Origin of the sequence: Mesorhizobium delmotii, assembly GCF_900149755.1 — a bacterium.
In the GTDB taxonomy this organism is placed as follows: Bacteria; Pseudomonadota; Alphaproteobacteria; order Rhizobiales; family Rhizobiaceae; genus Mesorhizobium; species Mesorhizobium delmotii.
The window spans coordinates 2420-25163 of sequence record NZ_FUIG01000036.1 but is presented as its reverse complement, the minus strand read 5'-3'; the positions used below and the strand labels follow the sequence as shown (position 1 = coordinate 25163).

General features: G+C 59.4%; 14 protein-coding genes and 4 pseudogenes. 8 read left to right on the top strand and 10 right to left on the bottom strand.

The features are described 5' to 3' along the window. Window positions 1-521: 521 nt before the first annotated feature. Window positions 522-923 carry a 6-carboxytetrahydropterin synthase gene (locus tag BQ8482_RS21445; protein ID WP_008872058.1) on the bottom strand — a complete coding sequence of 134 codons (402 nt, stop codon included), beginning with the start codon at window positions 921-923 and terminating at the stop codon, window positions 522-524. Between the two features lie 189 nt (window positions 924-1112). Here BQ8482_RS21445 and BQ8482_RS21440 point away from each other — a divergent pair, with 189 nt between their 5' ends. The 7 genes and pseudogenes from BQ8482_RS21440 (at window position 1113) to glmM (ending at window position 13394) form a co-directional block, all read left to right on the top strand. After that, window positions 1113-1631, top strand: a complete 519-nt coding sequence (locus BQ8482_RS21440; RefSeq protein ID WP_123149484.1) for a putative pterin-binding protein — start codon at window positions 1113-1115, stop codon at window positions 1629-1631. A 37-nt stretch (window positions 1632-1668) separates the two neighbouring features. Continuing rightward, window positions 1669-4050, top strand: a complete 2382-nt coding sequence (locus BQ8482_RS21435) for a putative bifunctional diguanylate cyclase/phosphodiesterase (RefSeq protein ID WP_123149434.1) — start codon at window positions 1669-1671, stop codon at window positions 4048-4050. A 2381-nt stretch (window positions 4051-6431) separates the two neighbouring features. After that, window positions 6432-6718, top strand: a pseudogene (locus BQ8482_RS21405) (Tn3 family transposase); the annotation flags it as partial. A gap of 924 nt (window positions 6719-7642) precedes the next feature. After that, the gene (locus tag BQ8482_RS21400; protein WP_123149428.1) at window positions 7643-9502 is read left to right on the top strand and encodes an ABC transporter ATP-binding protein; all 1860 of its coding nucleotides are present in this window, start codon (window positions 7643-7645) and stop codon (window positions 9500-9502) included. A 1123-nt stretch (window positions 9503-10625) separates the two neighbouring features. Next, complete coding sequence (locus BQ8482_RS21390; RefSeq protein ID WP_123149427.1) at window positions 10626-11426, top strand: YggS family pyridoxal phosphate-dependent enzyme; 801 nt, start codon at window positions 10626-10628, stop codon at window positions 11424-11426. A 15-nt stretch (window positions 11427-11441) separates the two neighbouring features. Further along, window positions 11442-11558 (top strand): annotated as a pseudogene (locus BQ8482_RS40620) (dihydrodipicolinate synthase family protein); the annotation flags it as partial. Between the two features lie 483 nt (window positions 11559-12041). After that, entirely contained in the window at window positions 12042-13394 is a 1353-nt protein-coding gene (gene glmM / locus BQ8482_RS21375) for a phosphoglucosamine mutase (protein WP_123149483.1), read from the top strand. Between the two features lie 4 nt (window positions 13395-13398). Here glmM and BQ8482_RS21370 read toward each other — a convergent pair. Beyond that, window positions 13399-13942: pseudogene (locus tag BQ8482_RS21370) on the bottom strand (IS6 family transposase); the annotation flags it as partial. A 194-nt stretch (window positions 13943-14136) separates the two neighbouring features. Next, a complete protein-coding gene (locus tag BQ8482_RS21365) occupies window positions 14137-14595 on the bottom strand; it encodes an NUDIX hydrolase (RefSeq protein ID WP_342188137.1) in 459 nt (152 codons plus the stop codon). A gap of 778 nt (window positions 14596-15373) precedes the next feature. Between BQ8482_RS21365 and BQ8482_RS21350 the strand changes: the two genes are divergently transcribed. Further along, complete coding sequence (locus BQ8482_RS21350) at window positions 15374-16018, top strand: DMT family transporter (RefSeq protein ID WP_123149425.1); 645 nt, start codon at window positions 15374-15376, stop codon at window positions 16016-16018. A gap of 119 nt (window positions 16019-16137) precedes the next feature. Here BQ8482_RS21350 and BQ8482_RS21345 read toward each other — a convergent pair. The 7 genes and pseudogenes from BQ8482_RS21345 to BQ8482_RS21315 form a co-directional block, all read right to left on the bottom strand. Then, a pseudogene (locus tag BQ8482_RS21345) lies at window positions 16138-16401 on the bottom strand (dihydrodipicolinate synthase family protein); the annotation flags it as partial. A gap of 17 nt (window positions 16402-16418) precedes the next feature. Further along, complete coding sequence (locus BQ8482_RS21340; protein ID WP_077378777.1) at window positions 16419-17057, bottom strand: LysE family translocator; 639 nt, start codon at window positions 17055-17057, stop codon at window positions 16419-16421. A gap of 55 nt (window positions 17058-17112) precedes the next feature. After that, the gene (locus BQ8482_RS38210; protein WP_165848651.1) at window positions 17113-17289 is read right to left on the bottom strand and encodes a hypothetical protein; all 177 of its coding nucleotides are present in this window, start codon (window positions 17287-17289) and stop codon (window positions 17113-17115) included. 657 nt (window positions 17290-17946) lie between these two features. Further along, complete coding sequence (locus BQ8482_RS21330) at window positions 17947-19293, bottom strand: LLM class flavin-dependent oxidoreductase (RefSeq protein ID WP_123149423.1); 1347 nt, start codon at window positions 19291-19293, stop codon at window positions 17947-17949. Between the two features lie 51 nt (window positions 19294-19344). Next, window positions 19345-20091: an ABC transporter ATP-binding protein gene (locus BQ8482_RS21325; RefSeq protein WP_123149422.1), complete on the bottom strand. Its 747-nt coding sequence runs from the start codon at window positions 20089-20091 to the stop codon at window positions 19345-19347. Further along, window positions 20067-20945, bottom strand: a complete 879-nt coding sequence (locus tag BQ8482_RS21320) for an ABC transporter permease (RefSeq protein ID WP_077378786.1) — start codon at window positions 20943-20945, stop codon at window positions 20067-20069. The genes BQ8482_RS21325 and BQ8482_RS21320 overlap by 25 nt, the downstream gene beginning before the upstream one ends. Window positions 20946-20976: 31 nt before the next feature. Continuing rightward, window positions 20977-22029: an ABC transporter substrate-binding protein gene (locus BQ8482_RS21315; protein ID WP_244602924.1), complete on the bottom strand. Its 1053-nt coding sequence runs from the start codon at window positions 22027-22029 to the stop codon at window positions 20977-20979. Between the last annotated feature and the right edge of the window lie 715 nt (window positions 22030-22744).

Below are 22744 nucleotides of genomic sequence, written 5' to 3'. Positions count from 1 at the left end.
CACGTTCCGCACTCCTGCTGGATGGTTCTGCAGATCTCGTCGGCGGTACCGTTGCCGATCCAGCGAGAGGCAATAGCCGCGGTGAGCGAGGTCGGAGCCCAGAAGGAAAGGCGGCTGGCAGGACAGATGACGCGTTCCGTCTCCGCCAGCGACGGGCCGAGTTTGCCTTGAGGTGACCGAGATCCGGCTCGGAGCGGTATGCCATAGCCGGCCACGCTTCAAACTGTCGACGGACGGCGGGATCGGCTTGGTGAGATGGTCGCGCCATCAGATTGTGTCCGCGCGGCGCTCAGCGCCTGTTGCCGCGGTTCGGTTGACCCCGGCGACGACAAACAGGACTGAAGGCTGACACAATGCTTCTGCCCGGGCCTGGTGCGTTGACCTCGTCGAATTCGGCTGAGGTTGGCTTGTCCGGGCCCTCATTGCATAGCTGAGGCACTCAAACGGAACATCGCCAAACACCTCCGCCACAGATTTCGTCCAGGGAAGAACGAAGAAATGGCTTGACCGCTACCCGCAATTTAAGGGCCGATTGGCCCCCGGCAATCAGGGCCTCCTCGATATGTGCAGCCTTCGGCTTGCCCATCTGGGCCGCGCGACACCGTAATGCGATCAATTTGCGGGCAATGAGGCGCAAGATTATCCCAGATCCATTTGCCGATGTTTTCCAAGGATGGCACCGCCAAACCGTCAATGTCGTTCAGGTATGTATGGTCCAGGATTTTTTGCACCGAACTAATTCTCGGCTCTACCTCGTAAAGATTGGCCGGCCAGCCGAACACTGCATCAGGTGAGCCCTTAAAGTGGACTCGAACCCTGAAGGTGTGGCCGTGTAACCCGGAAAATGGCTGTAACTGGTGGGCGGCCTCGAATGTGAACTCTTTGTATGTCTCGACCATGGCGACGCTGGCAGAACGTTCCAAAATTCACTCCTTAAAATGCCGAGGGCAAAGCTTCTGACATTGTGATTGATCAGTGTCAAACGGGCTGAGCCGGCCCCTGGCTCAATGGAAAGAGGCATTAGCCCGCGATTTTACGCGCGCAGTTAACGCGGCGTTCAAGGATCGCGACGCATTGAAAGCGGGTAGTGTAGTGAGGCAAAGGATAAAATGATGTCAGGGATTCGCGGCGCACTTGCCTTAGCTGTTGCGCTTATGCTGCTGACCATATCTCCGGGGCACGTTCAGGATCAACAGCTGTTGCCGCCAAAGGAGACGCCAATCCTGTCGATCGAGGGCAATATCCGAGTGACTAACGCCGATGGTGTGGCGCAGTTCGATCGTGGGATGCTCGAGAAGCTCGGTATGACCACGTTGACCACCACTACGCCTTGGTTTTCCGGACCGGCCGAGTTTGAGGGCGTCTCACTCAAACGGATTATGGCGCTTGTCGGAGCGCACGGCACGGAAGTAGTCGCCATAGCTCTGAACGACTACCGTACGACAATTCCCCTTGAGGATTTTAACGACTTCGATGTGATATTGGCGCTGAAGCGCGATAAGCAATACATGCCGGTTAGCGATAAGGGGCCTCTCTTCGTAGTGTATCCTTACGACAGCGCTCCAGAATTGCAGGCCCAAAAATACTATGCACGTTCGATTTGGCAACTTTCACGCCTGATTGTGCGATGAATAAGAGATAATTCATGTGTAGTTGCGGGGTCCTCCAGTGGGCGCTTTTCACCCCTTAAAGATAGGTCTCAGCACCGCGATCATTGTTCTCAGCGTTGGCGCAGTTTATCTTTCGACGCTCATTTTCGAGCGTCAGGAGATGCTGGCCAAGGTCTCGCGCTACAATGTGGCCTGGAGCGCAGGTCAGGGCGTGAACGAGTTTTTGCGGCTGCGTCAGCGCGTCAGCGAATTGGCGGCCGGTGAAGGCTCGAAGCAAGAGGCGCAGCTTCGGTTTGAAATTGTCAAGAATCGGCTTGAGCTGTTTCGCAGCGGCGAGTTTCAGCCGTTTGTGCTGGAAGCGGACGACCGGCAAAGGACGGTTGAATCACTATCCAACTTCCTCCATCGCGCCGAGATGCTGATCGAGCAGGTTGAGATTCCCGCAACTGCGAGAGCCATCCTATCAGAAATGGTCCCTCTGGAAGGAGACCTCATCGGTCTTGCCGCGGAGGCCAATAATTACGGCGGTCAACAGGTCGCGCGCGACCAACAAGAACTTCTGCAACTGCATTGGACGTTCTCTGCCCTGGCTTGGGGCCTCGTGCTCTGCACGTTTGTGCTTATTGTACTTTTGGAAAGACGGCACCGACTTCTTATCCAGGCTCAGCAAAAACTCCACGCGCTCAATGCGACATTGGTGCAAACGAGCGGGGACCTCGAGAAGGCCAATTCTGCAGCGCACGCTGCAAATGATGAGTTGATCACGCAAAACCGTCTATTCGATAGTGCACTACACAACATGTCGCAGGGGCTTTGCATGTTCGGCGAAGACCGCCGGCTTATCGTTAGCAATCGCAGGTTGGCCGCCATGTATGGTCTGTCTCCGGAATCGCTGCGGCCGGGGAGTACCCTTGAGGATATCATACGGCTCACGGTCCAGACGGGTATCTGCTCCCGGGACAACGCCGAGAATATCCATTCGGAACAACTTAGCCTGATTGCTCGAAAGAAGGGGGGTACGTTACTGCAGGAGCTGAGCGATGGTCGCGTGATTTCAATTTTGCATCAACCGATGAACAATGAAGGCTGGCTGGCTACTTACGACGATATCACCGAACGCCATCACGCTGAGGCCCAAATGGTGCACATGGCGCGCCATGACGCTCTCACTGACTTACCTAATCGAATTCTGCTTCGTGACCGGATGGTGAGTGAGCTGGCTCGGTGCCAAAGGCATCAGCGCTCTGCCGCGGTTTTCTGCTTGGATCTCGATCATTTTAAGAACGTCAATGACACGCTCGGACATTCCATAGGCGATCGGCTACTCCGCCAGGTTGCTGCCCGCATCTCAACCCTCGTTCGCCGAGAGGACACTGTGGCTAGGCTGGGAGGCGATGAATTCGTGATCCTGCAGGTGGATGTCACACAGCCAGCGGATGTTGACCAACTTGCCCAACGTATACTCGAGGTTCTTAGCGAACCATACCAGCTCGATGGGCATCAGATCCTTATCGGGGTGAGCGTCGGCGTAGCCGTGACGTCAGGGATTGTCGACGACCCTGACACGCTTCTGAAAAATGCCGACTTGGCGCTCTACCGGGCCAAAGAACACGGGCGTGGCACATATCGCTTTTTCGAGCCCGAGATGGATGCGCGTCTTCAGCGCCGTCGGACGATTGAACTCGATTTGCGTGCCGCCGATTTTGACCAGGAGTTCGATGTAGTATTCCAGCCGATCGTGAACATTCACACGCTGCAAGTCACCACACTTGAAGCACTGTTGCGGTGGCCGGGCTGCAGACACGGACCGGTCGAAACGGAGGAAATCATCGCCATCGCCGAAGACACGGGCTTGATCGTCAACCTGGGCGAGTGGGTGTTGGAAAAAGCCTGTCGAGCAGCTGTAAAATTGCCGGGGGAGCTCAATTTCGCAGTTAATCTATCACCAACGCAGTTCATGCGAGGCGATGTCGTTGAGATGGTCTCCAGAGTACTCGCCGCTACGGGATTTCCTGCTAATCGCCTTGAACTGGAAGTGACAGAAACGTTGTTGCTTGAGGACAGCCAAAGGTCATCCTGTGCGCTACCGGACTTGCGTGCGCTGGGTGTCCGCATATCACTCGACGATTTTGGCACCGGTTATTCCTCGCTCGGCTATCTCAGAAAATATACCGTGGACAAGATCAAAATAGACCGTTCCTTCGTGGAGCAAATCTCCACAAATCAGGATCACATGGCGATCGTGCACGCGATTGTCAGTTTGGCCCATGCTTTGGGCATGAAGACCACGGCTGAAGGAATAGAGACTGAGGACCAGCTGGAAATTATTCGCGCTACAGGTTGCGACGAGGTTCAGGGATATCTATTCAGCCCACCAAAATCGCTAGCTGAAATAACGGACTCCCTCGGCAATCGTAGGAGTAAAGCGGCTGCTGCGTAGCTTCTGTCAGCCCCGTGCCGTGAGGATCTCGCCTCCGACTGGAGCCCGGAAGCCCGTTCGCTCTATGCACGTGGCTTTGGCCCGTGGGAGCTCCCTCGCCGTCATTTGGCGGCATCGGCCATACGCTCCTTTGGCGTTAGTAGGATGGGCGCTCGGGTGTTTGGTGGTAATCTCGATCTATATCGGGCCTGGAACCGCAACAGATGGCTGCGTTGGCGGAAAAATTGAAAAAATTCGATTAGCGCGGTATCTCGATGTTGATCCGAATGGCCAAGCTTGAGACAGCGCCGCGCTCGCTCCCTTACAAGTTGACCCTCCTATCTGCCCACATGGCCGCGACCTTCGCCCTGCGCAGCCTAGCCGTTTCCGTGGTTGCACGCTTGTCATTCTCCTCGGAGGTCAGCCGCATCCGGCGCAGGCTGGTGTTATCCTGCCGCCGTCTTTAGTCGTTGTCCCTTCCCAACAAGGCGACCGGCAGCCTGGCATACGCGGGAATCTTGGAAAAAGAGGCGGACCGCCGTATGAGGCGCAATGGGGCGCGTCATGGGCTGAGGTTTGCAGGAGCTGCTGGCTCGGCGCTGGAGGGACTATCCCCAGCCTCGCGACCGTCAAGGAGGTCATCGACAGACTTGCCGAACTCGGCCCGGCTGCTCAACGTCAAGCCGGTCTGGCAGATCGCATCGCCAAGATGGAAGAAGGCGGCCTTCTCGCGCGAGCTTGCCGTCATGGCTGCAGAACTCGGACTGGAGCGACCAGCAGACAGTGCGCTGAGACTTTGGGCGCTGATATCCGCCAGAGTGGAAGAGGCCGGACGAAAAAGGCAGAAGGGGAATCCAAGCAGCTTGCTCTCGAGGATCAGAGTGTCAAAATCCGGGACCTGGAGGCGGAAATCGCGATTGCGAGCGCCGCAAATCTGAAATGACGCGACTATTCGGAGTATCATCCTTGCAGGACGTAGAGAAAAAGCTGCGCATGACCGAGCAAAGGAAAGACTTGCTCCGGCGTTGCAATGCCATCGAACGCGAAATCCGAGAGGCACGATCAATCCAGGACATGGGCGATGTCGAAGCGATGCTTGACGCCGCGGATCGGCTGGCGCTTGAGGCCGAGCAGGTAGAACCTAGAGCCCGGTTTGAGGATCAGGATCGGCGCGTACGAGAGCTGTTACGGCATACAGCAAAGCGTCCGACGAGGTGGAAGCCGTCGACGGCGATAGTGCCGTAGCTGCTCTTGATGAGCAAAGGCGCACGGTTCTCCTGGAAAATCGAGGATAAGGCGTTCAGGTACTTCCGCCTCAGGGCCGGCATCGTCGCAGCCGAGCAGGCCTTGCGCCTCTATCGCGACAGGCGTCGCAGTTCGATGATGCTTCGCGCCTCGGCGACTTTTCAGGTTATCAGCCGCGGCGCCTATCGTGGTCTGGCGATCCAGCCACCGAAGTCCTTATTGGCATCGCGGCTGATGGGAGTTCCAAGCTGGCTCAGGAAATGTCAAAGGGAACGCGCTTCCAACTGTATCTCGCGCTCAGAGTGGCCGCTACCACGAGTTCGCCCAATCTCGCACCCCTGTTCCCTTTATCGCCGACGACATCATGGAGACGTTCGACGACTTCCGTGCCGTGGAAGCCTTCCGGCTATTCGCCGAGATGGCGAACGTTGGGCAGGTAATCTATCTGACGCATTACCAGCATCTTTGCGATATCGCCCGGCGGGTTTGCCCAATGCGCGCATACACGAGCTGGCCGTGCCGCTCGTGCCGGAACGCCGAGGTGCGTGAGGCGTCCCATCCCAGGGCTGTCCCTATCAAGGCCGGCCGGGCCGGCGACCAGCACCCGGCAGCCGGGCAGCGCGCCAAAAGGACCCCGCCCGTCATATGAACTGCATCCCTCGTAGTGCGTCGCAACATTTTGATGCTGCAATGCGGAACTTTGCGGTAAAGCGGGAGTTCTCTGTGCTTCTAGCAAGCGAGGGCTCGATGAGGCGCTACAAGATTCTGCCGTCGGAATCAGGGCTGTGGTCTGTGATCGATAGCCTGACAGGGCTTCCCGCCGAGAGATACGGTCGGCCGCTCACCGGGATGACCCGGTACGAGGCCGAAGAGGCTGCCTTTAACCTCAGCGAGAGCACTCCGCCATGGATGGCCTTGGTCAGACGTCGCAGACCTTAATCAAGGCCGCCGATTCCACGGATGGTCGGACGCGATGCGCCTCCCACTCCATCACACCCGTTCGCGTCACCTCTCACCTCTTCCTTCTGGATGCTTGCGTCATGGCAGGGGGCGCATGTGCTCCCCAGTTCGCCGTAGCATAAGAGCCGGACCGTCGCGGTGCGCCACCAGATGGTTGGCGACCGTGGCCGGAACCGTCGCCCGTTCTCTTGCCGATGAAGTGCGGGGTGCCCGACACCGAAATGGCGCGCGAGCTCCCGAACCTTCTGCCGATCCTGACACGGGCGATCGACTGGAACCTCATCGAGCAGCAGTATGACGAGTTGATCAAATATGCGGCGGCCCTGCAGCACCGCACGGCCGATGCGGAATCGATCCTGCGCCGCTTTGCGCGGGCGAGCGTGCAGCGCCTGAGCTACAAGGCGCTGGCCCAACTCGGCAAGGTAATCAAGACCATTTTTCTCACCGCTATCTCGGCTCGGAAGCCTTCCGGCGCGAAATCCACGAAGTGTCGCTTGGCAGTTAAGGGTGAGAATGCAGTCGTTCGGTCAGGTTTGGCAGTTTATTGCGAGAATGGCGTAGCCCGGATTCTCCATTTTAACTGCAATCGCATCAGCTCCTGCACTCGTTCGACCGAAATGTCCGATGCAAAGATCAGGTCGTGAGGGAATGTCCCTTCCCCGCAGATGATCGGCAGTCGCTCGATCGCGCGACGCACGGGATCGGCTTCTTCCGTGAACCAGCAGGTCGATATCAGAAGTAAAAAGGTTGCGGCGGTTACCGCGAACCCATGGCTGGCGCAGCAAGCGCTCTTTTCAGCAAGCGCCCTGGTCGGGAGCCGGTGACGATGAAATTCGGCTCGGGTGCGACGATTACATGCTCGAGGTTCCATTCGGTCTTCCCGAGCGTGTCCGAAACTGAACAAGAATGTCGGAGCCCCACCCGCTGGCCGTTACAGCCAGGCACCGGCTGGCGAGCAAGCGGTGGAACGAAACGGAGCGCAAATCCGGCACGCAAATTGCTTTGATCTCGTAAGTGAGACGTCGGCAGGGCGTCGTGGAGGACCGAGAAATCAACCAGGAGCGTGCTCGATGCCCGCAATCAGACGGCCAGAACAGGACGATGAACCCAGCCACACCTGGGGAGCTGGACCGCTATAGCCAGCCGCGGCGCCTCCTCATAGATCGCGCCTCCTTCAGCCAAGCCGTCCACCAGCACTACGAGGGCCACCCTATGCAGCTCTCGAACGTGGCCACAGCTCGCATGTATATTCAAGTGCGCCCCTCAGCCTTGCGTGGTCCGCTCGAAGCGCGCCAGGAACGCATTGTGTGTGGACGAGGAACGTGCGCTTGGCAGTTCAGGGGGCGAGCGCTCTCGCACTCCTCCGATGCGCCGCACCCATTCTTCTGATCAGCCGGTTTGACCCGCCATGTCGCCTTTGCATTTCATCTATCGTCCCTTTGAGACGCTTATCCGCCCGCTGGATATCCCCTACGCGCCTTTGCCGGCAACAGGTCCGTTTGCGCTGCTTCTGCATTTCGCACGCATGTTCCGTGGCGTGCTGGCGGCCATCGCCGTCTTCATGATGGCGGTCGAGGGAATCAACCTCGCGGTGATCTGGGGCATGTATATCATTGTGGACGGGGTGAGCACGAACGGTGCGGCGGTTTTCCTTGAGGAAGCTTGGCCTATGCTCACATTCCTCGGCCTGCTGATGTTCCCCGTGCAACCGCTGCTGATGTTCATCGCCAAGACATTGGGTTCCCAGGCAGTGTCCGTATGCATGCCCGCGGCTATGCAATGGCATGGCTACAAGGCGGTCGAACGTCAGGACCTTGCATTCTTCCACGATCTCTTCGCCGGCCAGGTGGCGTCGCGCATTTCGCAACTCGCCGCCGCCGTGCAGCAGCAGATCGTCGTAGCGTCTTCCAGCATACCGTATTTTCTCGTGCAGTTTCTCGGTTCGCTTTTGCTGCTTGCCACGCTGTCCTGGCCGCTGGCCCTTCCGGTATTTTTTTGGATCATGGCGAACGTCGCAGTCGCGGTTGTGGCAGTGCCATATTTTGCCGTGCGGTCCCGCCACTCTGCCCGCGCGCGCAGCCTCGTCGTCGGCGCCATGACCGACCTCTACAGCAACATCCACGTGGTCAAGCTGTTTGCGGCCGAAGACAGCGAGGCGGACGCAATGCGCACCATCATGGGAGATGCCATCGAGACGCAACAGCTTGAACGGCGCATCCACTTAACAACCGACACCAGCGTCGTCCTGCTGAACGTCCTTCTTTCGCTGACCAACATCGCCGTCGGGCTCTGGGGACTCGTGGCCGGTTTTGTCACCACCGGCCAATTTGTTGCTTCAATCGCACTCGTTCAGCGGCTCAACGCCAACTCCCTGGCCTTTCTCCAGCTAGGACAGCAGATATTCCAGGCTGTGGGCACGATACGCGACGCGATGCCGGTCATCACCACGCCTTCAACGGTAACCGATGTCTCCGGAGCCAGGCCGCTGGCCGTTGTCGCCGGCACGGTCGAGTTCAGGGATATCCGGTTCGAATACCGGCAAGGAAAAGGGGTAATCGAGAATCTATCGCTCAGGGTCCGCGCCGGCGAGAAGGTCGGGCTCGTCGGCATGTCGGGGTCCGGCAAGTCAACGCTTGTCAGCCTGCTTCTGCGGTTCTTCGACGTAAACGATGGCGCAATCGTCGTCGACGGCCAGGATATCCGTTCGGTGACGCAGGCAAGCCTGCGTCAGAATATCGGGGTCGTGACCCAGGATGTCTCGTTGCTCCATCGCTCTGTCGGGGACAATATCCGTTACGGCCGGCCGGATGCCTCGCCGGAGGAGGTCGAACGCGCCGCAATGCTGGCCGATGCGGACGGTTTCGTGGCCGATCTCAAGGACAGCGAAAACCGCACCGGCTACGATGCTTTCGTCGGTGACCGCGGGGTGAAGCTTTCTGGCGGCCAGCGTCAGCGGGTCGCCATCGCTCGGGTGCTGCTTAAGGACGCGCCAATCCTCCTTCTAGACGAGGCGACTTCTGCCCTGGACAGTGAAGCCGAGGCGGCGGTCCAAGAAAAACTCGAGCTTATAATGGAGGGCAAGACGGTGATCGCCATTGCCCACCGCCTGTCGACGATTGCCAGCATGGACAGGATCGTCGTGCTCGACAAAGGGCGCATCGTTGAGGAGGGCTCCCCCTCGGAGCTACTCAAACGCGACGGCCTGTATGCCCGCCTGTGGCGGCGGCAGACCGGCGGCCACATTGCCGACAGTTCCGAGGAGAGATAAGCCGACTGGAAGATCGTTCGTCACGGCTCCGCGCTGCTCGCAATGCTTGGCTGTTGTCGTAGAGAGCGGGCATGTTCGCGTTAGACAAATCTCGGCTTTCGCCGCCTCCGTCGCAAATGTGTGGGAATGGGCGACGAGATGCCACAAGAGCTCTTCGGTTCTATCGCGAGAAGCTGACCGCCCGCCGCCGTGCCGATGCTGGTACTGCCGAGTCTTAAGCAGTAGTGATCGCTCGACTTCGTCTCCGACCGTTCCACACTGTCGTCGACGATTGGACGCGGGACACAAAGCGTGTTGCTGAGGCGGTGCCCGAACGTGCAAGGACACAGAAGCTTACGATACGAGGGGTGAGCCGAGTCGAAAAACGCATTGGAAACTCCGTCTGGTGCAATCCGGACCGGGTCACAAGGCGTGGTACAAGAGTTGGGTGGCGCAACACCGCTGGTTAATTGCGCCGGTGCTATCGCGGCCTCTGGTCCGCAACGGCGCGGGCAACACGCCGAGGAGCAGGGGCGCATGGCAGATTGCCCCAGCCGGCTCGACGTCGCCATGCTCGACGAGCTTCGGGAATTGGGGTCAGCGAACGCATGACCGGCAAGGCCGGGGGGTGGCTCGTTTGCCGACGCCGCTGCAATTGGCCCCGCAACGCGGTCGCGAGCCGGAATTCAACCAGGCCGTTCGCCCTAAAACTGATCCAGCTCAAGGCAGCCCACCGCTACCCATGTAGAACGGGCAACGAGCGCGGTGCGCACCAGACAAAGGGCAATGACCAAAGCCGTCCTCGACATCGCATCGGAGTTCAACGTCTTTGCACCAATGCCCAGGAATGGTCGACGCGACAAACAACTCCCCGCGTACAGGCGCTGAGAGCCGCCGACGTTTAACGGAAAATCACAAACGGGCTATCCCGATCCCTGGGGGGCCAAGGAGGCCGCCCCATGAATCGCTGCACATCATCAGTTGCAATTCTTGCTTTCGCCACCGTCTGCACATTGTCTGCCGTGGCTACGGCGGCGGATCGGACCATCTATGCAGCGCCCGACAAGAGCCTCGTGTTTCTTAGTGGCGTCGGCTACACGTGGCTCAAGGCCAACGAGCTTGTCTACGACAGGGGCAGATCACAATGGGCACGAACAATCCGCCGCTTTCGCCCGAGGACGTCGAACGCTTCGGGCCTGATCCCCTTACCAGCTTCCGCACCAATCTGGCGTCGGTTGAAGAGCGCATCACGCTTGCTTGCGCAAGGGCCGGGCGCGACCGTGCCTCCGTGCGGTTGCTGCCGATCACCAAGACGGTGCCGGCCCATATCCTGCGATATGCCTTCGACGTCGGCATCAGCACCTTCGGCGAGAACAAGATCCAGGAGGCAATGACAAAGTGCGAGGCGCTTCACGATCTCGCCATCGACTGGAGCATCGTCGGACATCTGCAGACCAACAAGGCCAAATATCTGACCCGCTTCGCGCGTGAGTTTCATGCGCTCGACAGCCTGCGGCTCGCCGACCTTCTGAACACGAGGCTGGAGCGCGAAGATCGCTTCCTCGACGTCTATGTGCAGGTCAACACGTCTGGCGAGGACAGCAAGTTCGGCCTCCATCCGAACGCACTGCTGCCCTTCGTGGAGACCTTCGATCAGGTTCCCCGTCTCCGGCCATGCGGGTTGATGACACTTGCGCTGTTTTCCTCCGACATGGCCAAGGTGCGGCCTTGCTTCATTCTGCTGCGCCGGCTGCGGGACAAAGCCGTGAAGCACAACGCCGCGCTCACCGGGCTCTCCATGGGTATGACCGGAGACTTCGAGGAAGCCATCGAGGAAGGCGCCACTGTCGTGCGCGTCGGTCAGGCCATCTTCGGCAAGCGGCCGACGCCTGACGGCCACTACTGGCCGGGTTTCGTCCCCACCGATCGAGGAATTGAACCATGATTTTTCGCGAACGGCCTGTCTGCTTTTCCGATCACCCCCGCCGATCGTTCCGGCCGGGTCGACGTTGACGCGCTACGGAAACTGGTCAGCCGGCTGATCGCGGCTGAGGTCGATTCCATCGGCCTGCTCGGCAGCACCGGCATTTATATGTCACTAATGCTTTCGCCAATCATCAATGTTGCAGAGATGGGCGCAGCGGCGAAGCTGCCAATCTCCCTCCTTGCGGGGGAGATGGCCGGCAGGCCAGGGCGAAACATTCCAGATACGCTGTTGAAGCATATCTCGCCGCTGAGTTGGGAACATATCAACCTGACAGGCATCTACATCTGGGACACCGAGCATCAGATGCCCGAAGGCTTTCGAACCCTTAGGCTACCGACCCCAACCCGGCGAGCCGCATGAGTTTCACGATCCGTTCGGGCTTAGCGCAAGATTTTGTACAGCTCTTGTCCTCACCCCAGATTGTGAGCTAAGGACACCTTTCGTCCTGACAATCATGGTATCCTGCAAAGAAGATGCGGAGTGGCAAGCGGCCAGTCACTCGGACACTGGCTGCCTGTGGGAATGTCCACGAGGCGACACTTGGGTGAATCATATATGGGCACGTCGAGTAAGATGACGAGACGATATTTCGGAACGGACGGGATCCGGGGAGGGGCCAACAAATTTCCGATGACCGCCGAGGTTGCGATGAAGGTCGGCATGGCTGCCGGCCTGTCGTTCCAGCGCGGCCACCATCGCCATCGCGTCGTGCTCGGCAAGGATACGCGGCTGTCGGGCTATATGATCGAGAACGCGCTGGTCGCGGGCTTCTGTGCCGCCGGCATGGATGTGTTCCTGCTGGGGCCGATTCCGACGCCGGCGGTCGCCATGCTGGCGCGGTCGCTGCGCGCCGATATCGGCGTGATGATCTCGGCATCGCACAATCCCTATTACGATAACGGCATCAAGCTGTTCGGCCCCGACGGCTACAAGCTGTCGGACGAGATCGAGATGCGCATCGAGGCGCAGCTCGACCAGGATGTCGACATTTCGCTGGCCGACGCGGATGGGCTCGGGCGCGCCAAGCGCGTGGACGGCGTGCACGACCGCTATATCGAATTCGCCAAACGCACTCTGCCGCGGTCCATGTCGCTGGCGGGCCTGCGCATCGTGGTCGATTGCGCCAACGGCGCCGCCTACAAGGTGGCGCCGGCAGCGCTTTGGGAACTCGGCGCCGAGGTCATCACCATCAACAACGAGCCGAACGGCTTCAACATCAACGAGGAATGCGGTTCGACGCACCCGGTGGGCCTTTCCAAGAAGGTTCATGAAGTGCGCGCCGACATCGGCATAGCGCTCGATGGCGACGCCGACCGCATGGTCATCGTCGACGAGAACGGCGCTGTCGTCGACGGCGACCAGATCATGGCGCTGATCGCCGAATCCTGGCATCAGAGCGGCCGCCTGGCAGGCGGCGGCGTCGTCGCCACCGTCATGTCCAATCTCGGCCTCGAACGCTTCCTCGGTGAAGCCGGCCTGCAACTTCACCGAACCCAGGTCGGCGACCGTTACGTGGTCGAGCACATGCGCGCGCATGGGCTGAATGTCGGCGGCGAGCAGTCCGGCCATATCGTGCTGTCTGATTTCTCCACCACCGGCGACGGGCTGGTCTCGGCGCTGCAGGTGCTGGCCTGCGTCAAGCGCCAGAACAAGCCGGTCAGCGAGATCTGCAAAAAGTTCGAGCCGGTGCCGCAGCTCATGAAGAATGTGCGCTTTTCCGGCGGCGAGCCCCTGGAGACAGCACCCGTCAAGGCCGCGATCGAGGATGCCCGCAACCGGCTCGGCAAGTCCGGCCGCCTAGTGATCCGGCCTTCCGGCACCGAGCCCCTGATTCGGGTTATGGCCGAGGGCAACGACCAGAAGCTGGTCGAGACGGTGGTGAACGACATCGTCGGCGTCATGGCCGAGATCAAGACCGCTGCCTAGACGTGCGGCGCTTGATGCGCCGATGGTCCTGCTCGATCCGATTGTTGAGGTACTTGCTCTTGCGGATGCGGATCGGCTTCAGCGCTCGTCGCGATCGATTCCGCAGACGGTGTTCGGCGTCGCAGGAAATGATCGCCTCATGATTGGCCGGGCTGCCGTCGATGACGATGCGATCCGGTCTGCCGTGGCGCTCCAGGGGCCTTCCGGAAGGAGCGCTTGGCTGCCGGCAGGTCGCGGTGTTCGCTGAAGAAGAACTCGACCGTGTCGCCGACGCCGTCGACGGCGCGATAGATACATCCATTGGCCGCGTATCTTGATGTATGTCTCGTCCATGTGCCACTTGCCGGTGACGGCGCGCTTGCGCCCGTTGAAGCGCTCCAGAAGCTGAGGCGAGAAGTGGACGACCCAGCGGTGCACAGTCGAATGGTCGACGTTCAGGCCGCGTTCGGCCATCATCTCCTCCGGACGCGCAGGCCGAGATTGTAGGCCAGATACCAGCGCACGCACAGCAAGATCACTGTTCGGTCGAAATGACAGCCTTTGAACATAACAAGCGCGCTCCCCGAAAAAGAGAGGGCTTCGTCCCAGATATGGCTGCCATTCCGTTTGCGACAGAAACACCGAGCCTCCGTCATTCAGTTCCGCCAGTTCAGCGGAAGGCCGACGCTTTCACGCTCGCCGGAGCGCCTCGTTGAGAGCGATGCGGGTGAGCCAGGTAATTGAGCATGTTTTATCCTAGCGTTCAGAAATGAGCCAGTTCAGGCGCTATAGATTCCAATAGGGCAGCCAACTCAGGTTCATCGACCAGGAGTGCTGCTTGATCCGGCTTAAGCCAGGCCCGTCTTCGATACTTCTGCTCCTTCCATTCATCCAGCTCCTGCTGCACATAAAGCGGGTATACTTCAACACTTACCGGGACAAACGTGTCCTTCAATCGCTTCCAATAATGGAAGCTGCCAACGGATTGCTCATGCAAAGTACCCACTACGCCGGCTTCCTCACCCGCCTCTTGAGCTGCAGCCTCGCAGTCTTGTCGACCCTTCATCGGCCACCCCTTGGGCAAGATGAAGCGGCCTGTTTGCCGAGACGTTAGCAGCAAGATTTCATCGTCTCCGTCTGCAGTGCGGCGATAAGGCAATGCGGCAACCTGTGCGATGGGCGTACCACGGCGCGCTCGCTTCTCCAGCTTCTTATTCTTCAACCAGCCATCCATTTCGCTAAAACCTTAGCCCGTTTTGTCGGTAGCGGGCTAAATTTTGGCGATAGCCACAGCTGGGTTCTTGGACGACTCCGACGTCGTCTTTGCACGCAAAACTGCCAATCTTCAATCAAGGCGTGAAGGATCTTCGTTCAGTCAATTTCGTTTGAGTCAATCGTACTGCTTGCCGTGAATGGCAGCTATAAGGCAGCGAAATATGAAGGGCAACTCAGGGTCACGATTTGCCCCTTGAAGTTCCCCAGATCGAGAGTTCGCAAAGCGTTTCCGTTTCGGCCGTGCAACGGCCACGCCGCCTGTATAGCGCAGGCATTGGGTCTCGGCCGATCGACTGTCTATCGGGAAATGAGGCGACTGGGCATCAGTCGACCGGCGTAGCGAGCATTTCCGACGTGGCCCTTGGCGTTTGCCTCCGACAGGCGCTCGCTTACCTGAGGCGCCATACGATGCCCGTGGATATCCCATCAGGCCTTCAGGTGACGGAAGAACCTTTGGGCAATCGACCAACTCTGCCAGATCGATTGTTTGTGTGGCCGCAACTCATCGACGACGTCGCGCCAGTGGCCGCCGCGCGCCTCGGCCGAGCGGACGAGTTGGCGCCGATGTTGTAGTGGCGATCCGCGTCGTCATGGCCGGCAATCCAGGTCGAATAAGGCTTTGTCGCAAACCTCCTACAACCCGCTACGTTGCAGGAGTTAGTGGCTAAAACCGAGACGAGCCGAGATGGACACTAGGGTGGACACTACCAAACACGGAGTTTGATATGACGACGGGAGTGTTTGCGATGGTGTTTGGCGCGGCTGTTTTGCATGCGGCATGGAACGTCTTGGTCAAGGTGAATGCCGACAGGCTAGTCATGATAGCAGTCATGATGATGAGCCAGGTTGCCGTCGGTATGGTGGTTGTCCCATTTGTGGCGTTCCCGACGCAAGAAAGCTGGCCATATATTTGGGCTTCATGTGTGCTTAATACTGCCTACTGCGTATTTCTGATCAATGCATATCGTTATGGAGGTCTGAGCCACGTTTACCCCATTTCTCGGGGTTGCTCACCGCTGGTCGTAGCGTTCATCTCCGTCGCGATCGTGGGTGAAACACTGACCATGCAGGCTGGCTTTTCGGTTGTTGTTATCGCTCTGGGTATCATGAGCCTAACCGTGACGCATGGCGCGGGAGGCTTCCGGGAACCAAAAGCAATGCTGTATGCGGTGGGCACGGGCGTATTTATCACCGGATATACGGTCGTAGATGGTTTAGGCGCCCGTCTTGCCGAAAGCGCAGAAAGCTACACTTTCTGGTCTCACCTCTTCAACGGTATTCCGATAACCTTGGTGCGTTGTATCTGCGAAGGGGGCAGGTTCGGGTCTCGCTGCAGAAATGCTGGAAGGTCGGAGTGCTCGGGGGCATGATTTCTCTGTTGGCGTATTGGATTGTCACTTGGGCAATGACAAAAGCGCCTTTGGCTTTGGTATCCGCAGTCCGGGAATCAAGCATGGTGTTCGCTGGGGACTGTCAGGAATTCTGTGCGCTGAGCATCGTCGGTACGAAATGCACCCACACCCACGACAAGAGGCGTTTTGCCGCCGATGCATTCCACGGCAGCCTGGACGGCACGCTTCCTTTGCTCCCTCGTGAGGTAAGCATAGCCGCCCGTGCTTCCGAGCAGCCCGATGGAGTCTGCTCCCGCGTGGTGAATGCGCTCGAGAAAACGAGCCAGTGCCTCGGTGTCGACATGCCCTTCCGTATCGGTTGGCGTGAGGGGGAACGCCGACAGGCCACGAAACAAAGTCATCATCTATCTTTTCGAAACTACATACGGGAAAGCAGCATACGCAGCCCGGCGAACGCGAAGAAGATCGCCAGCAGACTTTCGATCCAGCGGCGACAGCGGCGATACAGAGCCACCATCGGCGGTGTGGAGAAGACAATGGCGTAGCCGCAGAAGATCGTGACACTTAGGACGGCACAGCCGCCCAATATCGCCGCGATGCTCTGCCACGACGAATTCGGGCCGATCCCCAGCGTGACGAGCGCGATCCATGCCAGCACGGATTTTGGGTTCGCCAAATGCATCAAGAGGCCCCTTCTATAGAGCTCACCCCGTGAAAGAGCGACTTCGTCGGCCGACGCGCGTGCCGCCAGCTTCTCGTTCGACGTAAGCGCCGACCGTCCCGCCCTGAAGGCGAGGAATAGCAGGTAGAGGCCGCCGAAAATCTGCAGAACGAGCAGTGCCTGGGCGTACCTGGCCAACAGGGCGGAGATGCCGGTCGAGGCCATCAGACCCCAGAAGATCGAGCCGCTGACGACGCCCGAGGCGAGCATGAGCGCAGCACCTCTGCCGCGAGCCATCGCCACGCCCATGATGCGCATGTTGCTGGGGCCCGGGCTTCCCGCGGCAATGACATATGCAGCAAAGACAATGAGCAACTGATGGAGATCGACATTCATTCTCGGAGCCCTTGAAATTCTCATTCAAATCAATAAATGCGACCGACCGGAAACGTCATTTGGTGATGGCGATAGCTTGGCTGACGATCCTGTAGCCCGGCATCAACGCGTTCAGCCCTTCGACCAGGGCATCCGTCGCCTCCGGCAGCGCTTCGTCGGGCATGGTTACCAACGCCCTAAATCCCGATGCAATATTCTGAATTCGACCATCGATGATGGGACCCTCAAACATCCAGGCAACTCCATCAATTCAAGCGCAAGCAATCCATGAGCCGCGCGACCAGTGACGATCGCTTCCTTGACTACAAGCTAACATTGCAGTTGGCTGGCCCAAATTAAACTGCCACTTTTGGAGATTTTCATTGGTCCAGTATAAGGAGGGTTCTCGCAGGACGGGAGCGACGCGTCGAATTTATCAATCCTTGGTCAAGCAGATCGAGGCGTGAGGACGGTGTCGGTGACGCTCTACCTTCAAGTCGCTCGCTTGCGGAAGAACTGGGTGTTTCGAGGAGACTGTGACCGCCGCATTCGACCAACTCATTTCGGAGGGCTATGTCTGGGCAGCAGGGACGGAAAGCGTCGGTTGTGGCCGCAGGGCGGCCGAGCCAGGTCACCCCGGCCGACGGTTCGGCGATGGCCACGCGCCAACTCTCAGCCTATGCAGCTCGTCCGATGGCTCTGCCGTCGAACAGCACCGCCGGGAGGCCGCCGCTTAAGTTCGATTTCTGCCACGGGGATGTCGCGTCAGCGACTTCCAACGGCCCCCTGGCGAAAGGCGATGAACACCGCCTTACTCACGCATCGCGACAGATTGGGACGATGGCCCGGCAGCAAGCCATAATGGTGTTGGCGTAACGCTTTTAGGTTGAATGCCCGATGCGAAGGTAGCTCAGGCGGTCGCCTTTTGCGGCCGGCTGAACGTATTTTCCGGGCGCGGCAAACCGAAATGATCTCTCAGCGTTGCCCCGTCATAGTCGTGCCGGAAAAGTCCGCGCTTGCGCAAGATCGGTACCACCTCTTCGGCGAATATAGCGAACCCGCCTTGCAGATAGGGTGGCATGATATTGAAGCCGTCCGCGGCACCATTGTCGAACCATTCCTGGATCTTGTCGGCAATCTGTTCGGGCGTCCCGGCCTGGACCCAATGGCCGCGCGCCCCGGCGAGGCGGTGGAGCAACTGGCGGATAGTTGGATTTTCGCGCTCGATGATGTCGAGGACGACGTGGAAGCGGCTGCTCGCACCGCGCTCGCCCTCTACGTGGGTAAGCTCACGCGGAAATGGCCCGTCCAGATCGTAGCTGGAAAGGTCGGCGTCTACGATGCGGCGTAGCTGGTGAAGAGAATATTCCGGCTGCGTCAGCTCATTGAACTCGTCATGCAGCGCGCGGGCTTCCGCCTCGGTGGAACCGATGAAGGGGCTGATGCCGGGCAAGACCTTGACGTGGTCAGGGTTGCGGCCAACCGACTTCACGCGCGCTTTGATGTCAGCGTAAAATTCCTGCGCGTTGCCGAGTGTCTGATGGGCTGTGAATATCGCCTCGGCATAGCGGCTTGCGAATGACCGTCCGTCTTGCGACGAACCTGCCTGGACGTAGACCGGACGCCCCTGCGGCGAGCGCGGAAGCGTGAGCGGTCCCTTCACCCGATGGTATTTGCCGATGTGGTTGATTGGGTGGATCTTGTCGGTGTCGGCAAAGATTCCGGACTCCCTGTCCGAGACGAGCGCGTCGTCCTCCCAACTGTCCCAGAGCTTCGTCACCACATCAACGAACTCGCCGGCGCGCTCGTAACGATCGGCGTGGGTTGGATGTCGGTCAAAGCCGAAATTCAAAGCTGCGGACGCATCGCCCGTCGTGACGATGTTCCAGCCGGCGCGCCCGCCGCTCAAATGATCGAAAGAAGCAAACAGCCGGGCCAGGTTGTAGGGTTCGTTGTAGGTGGTCGAAGCCGTGGCGATGAAGCCGATGCGTTCCGTCACAGCAGCGAGAGCCGAAATCCATGTCAGCGGCTCCAGTCTGAAGCGGCTTGCGTAGCGAATGTTGTCGGCAAGCGCGGGCCCATCGGCAAAGAACAGCGCGTCGAATTTGCTCGCCTCGGCCTTTTTCGCCAGTTCCTGATAATAGGAGATATCGAGCACTCTCTCAGGGGCGGAATCCTTGTAGCGCCAGCCGGCTTCATGATGGCCGCCAGGATAGATGAAAAGGTTGAGATTCAATTGTCGTTTTTCGGCGGGCATAGTTCGTCCTCCTGGGCTGGTGATGCTGAGCGACAGGTCTTGGGGGGCCGTTCAGACGGGCAACACAGGCTTTGTCTCGACGCCGAGATGACGCAGAAGTTGGGAGCGGATCTCGCCGAACCGGCGATCGCCGTGATCGCGTGGCGTGGGGATATCGATCGCGATGTCGGCGGCGATCGCGCCGTTGTCGAGCACCAAAACCCGGTCCGCCAGCGTTACGGCTTCGTCCACATCATGGGTAACCAGCAGCACGGCCGGCTGGTGACGGGCGCAGAGCTGGCGCAGCAGATCGTGCATGCGGCGGCGGGTCAGCGCGTCGAGCGCGCCAAACGGCTCGTCCGCTAGCAGCAGCTCAGGATCACGAACCAGCGAGCGCGCCAATGCCACCCGCTGCTGCTCGCCACCAGAGAGTTCGACCGGCCACGCGTTCTCGCGGCCGCTCAGGCCAACCTCTTCGAGAGCTACCCGTCCGCGTTCGGCGGCTTCCGGCAGGTCGAGGCCAAGAACCACATTCTCCAGCACTCGTTTCCATGGCAACAGCCGGGCATCCTGGAACACCACCGATTTCTTGTCGGGTGTTTCGAGTCGGCCGGAGCCGGAGACTTTGTCGTCGAGATCGGCGAGCGCGCGCAACAATGTACTCTTGCCCGACCCGCTACGGCCGAGAAGGGCGACGAACTCCCCCTTCTCGATGTCGAGGCTGAGGCCGTCGAGGATGGTTCGCGGCCCGAAACTTCTCACAAGGCTCTCGACCCGCACCACCGGCGCGCCGCTCAATCCGCCAAGGTGCGACGCCATGACAGGGACCTTTCCTGGAAGAAGCGGACGATGCCGTCGGAGGCTAGACCGAGCAATGCGTAGACGACGAGGCCGACGATGATGATGTCGGTCTGGCCGTAGTTGCGTGCGAGATCGATCATGTAGCCGATGCCGCTGGTGGCATTGACCTGTTCCACCACCACCAGAGACAGCCAGGCATAGGTCACCGCAAAACGCAGGCCAAGGAAGAACCCTGGAAGGGCGCCGGGCAGGATGACCTGGCGGATGAATTCGCCGTAGCCCATTCGCAAGGTCTGGGCCAGTTCGACATAACGGCTGTCTATGCTGCGCAAGCTGCTGTGGGTCTGGATATAGATCGGGATCAGGACAGCCAGCGCGATGGTCGTTACTTTCATGCCCTCGCCGATGCCGAACCACAGCATCAGCAGCGGGATCAGAGCGAGCGTCGGTATCGCCCGCTTGATCTGAACAGGGCCGTCGATGATGGCCTCACCAAGCCGCGACAAACCTGAAATGAGAGCAAGGATGGTCCCAATCAGGATTCCGAACACCAGCCCCTGTGCTGCCCGCCAGGCAGACGTCATCAAATGATGCTGAAGCTTCCCTTCGGCGATGAGATCGATGGCGGTGCCGACAACCGACCAAGGCGCCGGCAGCGTTCTTGGATCGATCAGGCCGGCGATACTGCCGATGGACCAGATCACGAGAAGAAGTGCGGGCCCGATCAGCGCGCCAAACGGGATCGTTCGCCCAAGTGCGAGTCGCCTCGTCCCGGTCTTGCGGGGCTCCACGGCTGGCGGGATCAACAACCTTTCATCCGATGCGGCAGGAAAGGCGGGGGCAACTGCGGCGGTGTTGGAGAATGCGTTCATCGGTGTCGTCTCCGGTCTCGGAAAGGAGGCGTCAGGAAGCGTTCAGCGCGTTTGTGGCGATCGCCTCGAAGCGCCTGTCGAACAGGTCCTCGGCCTTGATCGCGGGCTTGTTCAACTCCTTGGCCAGGAGATCGATCGTCGCCTGCTGGCGCACGATCACGTCGTTCCAGTCGGAGGGGATGTCGAACCGACCATCAGCGTCGACCAGATACTGGCCATCTTCTGTGTTGAGGCCCTGGGTGGCGACGTAGTATCCCTCGATCCACTCCTTGGGATGCTCTTCCACCCAACGGGCGGCTAGCGCCCAGTAGCGCACATATTCGCCGAGAGCGGCTGCTTTGGCCGGGTCGTCAAGCACGGCTTGTGGGGCATAGAGATGGGCTGGATCATCGCGCAAGCCGTGCGGGATGGTGGCAGCGCCGTCGGCGCCATACTGGCGGAGATAGCGCTTGATGAGGACGCCCGAGATCGGCGCGACGTCGACTTGCTTGCCGGCAAGTGCCACCGGATAGGCATCGCCTTTGCTGGGCAGTTCGATGAGATCTACATCCTCCTTTTCCAGGCTGGCGGCCTGCAGGATCCTCAACACCAGCGCGCCTTGTGCCTGACCGGGGCTGAAAGCAATCCGTTTGCCGCGCAAATCCGCGAGCGTCTTGAGCTCGACTCCCGGTGCAATGCCGAGTTGATAAATCGGGTGCGCAACCGGTTCCTTGCGGAACTTCGCGGCAATGATCTTTACCTTGAGCCCCGTCCAGGTCGCGTGGATGGGTGGAATGTCGGCAACGGATCCGACGTCCAATGCGTTGGCGCGAAAAGCTTCGATTGTCTGTGGACCGCCGCTGATATTGGCCCATTCGACCTCAAACGGCAGTTGATCGATCAGCCCCGATAATTCCAGGGCCCTTTGCGTCTCGGGATCGCCGATACGAAGCACAGTGCCCGCCGGGATTTTGGTCGGCAGTTTGCCAGCGTCCGGGCTACCCGCCTGGGCAATGAGGGGGGAGAAAGAAGCGACCAAGCCTACCGCGAACGCGGTCACGAACCCACCAAACCTCCTTCTTGAAAATCTCTCCACAGCTAACACCATCGTCTTGCTCCAGTTTTGGGAAGGCTCCGAATTTCTCTGCTAGTATGTCCAGCGATTTGGTAGACTATAAAAGTATCAGGTGCTGTTCTTTGCCACCCAAAGGAAACGCTGTTCGCCTCGAATGCTCATTCGGAGCACGCGCCGCCCAACAACAGGCGGCTTAGGGCGCTGCAGAGCAGGTCGCGTTCTGACCGGCGCCAACTCACGTCGTCGCCAAAGCGGTTCCTGATGCCCTATGCGCCTTGCCAGCGAGTTCGGCTTGGAACAGGACCCAGCGTGAAGCTGCTAGCAGAAAAATCGCTTCGGCTCCGGTCGTGGAAGGACAGGCACGATGGCCTGCGATGATTACCGGCCGATAGGAACGGCCGGGCTCGTAAGGACCGGAAGAGCTGCTGTTTCCTTTTTGGGGGTTTCTCTGAAAAGTCTTCAGCCTAAACCTCATTATTGTGGTCCAGCCGTCGTATTTTCCAAGGCCAATGCACGGTAGAGTCATAGCACTTTGCCGCCTGCGCGGCAGAGAAGGCTATGGCAAAGCCGGAACCACAGTAAGACGGCGTAGACCGTCATGCTCTTCAAAAAACTATTCAGAGGGGATCGTCATCATTGATCCGGCGACTGGGAGGCTCGGCCGGTTGAAAAGAGGACGTTGGCAATGGGACGGCCACGAGATAGCTGGGGTGATCCACGCCACGCACTTGCACGGATCACCGGC

What these genes read in the sequence shown, in the direction of transcription:
- BQ8482_RS21440 (WP_123149484.1), top strand. Translation starts at nt 1,113, where the DNA reads ATGTCAGGGATTCGCGGCGCACTTGCCTTAGCTGTTGCGCTTATGCTG.
- BQ8482_RS21400 (WP_123149428.1), top strand. Translation starts at nt 7,643, where the DNA reads ATGTCGCCTTTGCATTTCATCTATCGTCCCTTTGAGACGCTTATCCGC.
- BQ8482_RS21390 (WP_123149427.1), top strand. Translation starts at nt 10,626, where the DNA reads ATGGGCACGAACAATCCGCCGCTTTCGCCCGAGGACGTCGAACGCTTC.
- glmM (WP_123149483.1), top strand. Translation starts at nt 12,042, where the DNA reads ATGACGAGACGATATTTCGGAACGGACGGGATCCGGGGAGGGGCCAAC.
- BQ8482_RS21350 (WP_123149425.1), top strand. Translation starts at nt 15,374, where the DNA reads ATGACGACGGGAGTGTTTGCGATGGTGTTTGGCGCGGCTGTTTTGCAT.
- BQ8482_RS21340 (WP_077378777.1), bottom strand. Translation starts at nt 17,057, where the DNA reads ATGAATGTCGATCTCCATCAGTTGCTCATTGTCTTTGCTGCATATGTC.
- BQ8482_RS38210 (WP_165848651.1), bottom strand. Translation starts at nt 17,289, where the DNA reads ATGTTTGAGGGTCCCATCATCGATGGTCGAATTCAGAATATTGCATCG.
- BQ8482_RS21330 (WP_123149423.1), bottom strand. Translation starts at nt 19,293, where the DNA reads ATGCCCGCCGAAAAACGACAATTGAATCTCAACCTTTTCATCTATCCT.
- BQ8482_RS21325 (WP_123149422.1), bottom strand. Translation starts at nt 20,091, where the DNA reads ATGGCGTCGCACCTTGGCGGATTGAGCGGCGCGCCGGTGGTGCGGGTC.
- BQ8482_RS21320 (WP_077378786.1), bottom strand. Translation starts at nt 20,945, where the DNA reads ATGAACGCATTCTCCAACACCGCCGCAGTTGCCCCCGCCTTTCCTGCC.